Below are 1,612 nucleotides of genomic sequence, written 5' to 3' on the forward strand. Positions count from 1 at the left end.
TCACGTCTTTGGAGACGCCGAGCACCTTGTAGAAGTCCTTGTCGAACCAATCCTGACTGGCCACCGGCACCTCCTCTTCTGAAATCTAGTCGGGTCTGTCTGAAATCTCGTCGCTGCGCCGGTCGAGGAGCGCGAAGCGCGTATCGAGACCTTGTGACAGGTCTCGAAACGCTCCTTCGTCGCTACTCGACCGACGGATGCACTTACTGCGGGGTCTTCACGACGACCTTCGCTGCGCGGAGCAGCGTGCCGCCGAGGGCGTACCCGGTCTCGACGACGTCGGCGACCGTGTCGATCTCGACGTCGTCGGCCGGCTGCTGGAAGATCGCCTCGTGCCGCTGCGGGTCGAACGGCTCGCCGACCTCGCCGAACGAGGTGAGGCCGAGCTTCTCGGCAGCGCCGCGCAGCTTCGCCGCGATGGTCGCGAACGGAGCGTCGCCCTCGAGGTCGCCGTGCTTCTCGGCACGGTCGAGGTCGTCGAGCACGGGCAGCAGCACGGCCACGGTCGCGCCGACGGCGCGCTCGCGCTCGAGCTCGCGGTTCGCCTCGGTGCGCTTGCGGTAGTTGGCGTACTCCGCGGTGATGCGCTTGAGGTCGGCGAGGTGCTCGTCGCTCGGATCCTGCACCTCGGCGTTCGCCGCGTTCAGGATGTCGTCGACCGTGAGCACCTCGTCGTCGGCGGCAGCGGATGCCGCGGCATCCGTTTCGGCTTCTGGCGTCTCGATATCGGGCCCCTCGGCCTCGATGAGCTCGTCATCGGGGCCTTCGGGCTCGTTCTCGTGCTGGCCTGACATGGTTACTTCTTCTCTTCTTCGTCGTCGATGACCTCGGCGTCGACCACGTCTTCGTCGGAGGACTGGTCGCCCTCGGCGCCCGACGCGTTGGCGTCTTCGCCGGCCGCGGCTGCGGCATCGGCCTGCTGGCTCTGCGCGTAGATCGCCTCGCCGAGCTTGCCCTGCGATGCGTTGAGCTTCTCGAAGGCCGACTTCACGGCCTCGTCGTCTTCGCCCGCGAGCGCGGTCTTCAGCCCGTCGACGTCACCCTGCACCTCGGACTTGACGTCAGCGGGAAGCTTGTCGTCGTTGTCCTTGATGAGCTTCTCGATCGAGTAGACGAGCTGCTCGGCCTGGTTGCGGGTCTCAGCCGACTCGCGACGCGCCTTGTCTTCGGCGGCGTGCTCCTCGGCCTCGCGCACCATGCGCTCGATGTCGTCCTTCGGGAGGCTCGAGCCGCCCGAGATCGTCATGCGCTGCTCCTTGCCGGTGCCCTTGTCCTTCGCCGACACGTGCACGATGCCGTTGGCGTCGATGTCGAACGTGACCTCGATCTGCGGGATGCCCCGCGGCGCCGGCGCGATGCCGGTGAGCTCGAAGGTGCCGAGCGGCTTGTTGTCGCGGGTGAACTCGCGCTCGCCCTGGAAGACCTGGATCGCGACCGACGGCTGGTTGTCGTCGGCGGTCGTGAAGGTCTCGCTGCGCTTGGTCGGGATGGCCGTGTTGCGCTCGATGAGCTTCGTCATGATGCCGCCCTTGGTCTCGATGCCGAGGCTGAGCGGGGTGACGTCGATGAGGAGGACATCCTTGCGCTCGCCCTTGAGGACGCCCGCCTGGAG

The 1,612-nt window shown here is 67.0% G+C and carries 2 protein-coding genes; both read right to left on the reverse strand.

Annotated elements, in window-relative coordinates; translation table 11 throughout:
• Positions 1 to 203 precede the first annotated feature (203 nt).
• Positions 204 to 794 (reverse strand): nucleotide exchange factor GrpE, encoded by a 591-nt coding sequence (locus ACFWWU_RS37170; protein ID WP_384153602.1) that lies wholly within the window; start codon positions 792 to 794, stop codon positions 204 to 206.
• A gap of 2 nt (positions 795 to 796) precedes the next feature.
• A partial coding sequence (locus ACFWWU_RS37175) for an Hsp70 family protein (RefSeq protein ID WP_384153605.1) occupies positions 797 to 1,612 on the reverse strand: 816 nt, incomplete at its 5' end.

The organism is Streptomyces sp. NPDC058650 (assembly GCF_042717315.1).
Lineage (GTDB): Bacteria > Actinomycetota > Actinomycetes > Streptomycetales > Streptomycetaceae > Streptomyces.

What these genes read in the sequence shown, in the direction of transcription:
- ACFWWU_RS37170 (WP_384153602.1), bottom strand. Translation starts at nt 794, where the DNA reads ATGTCAGGCCAGCACGAGAACGAGCCCGAAGGCCCCGATGACGAGCTC.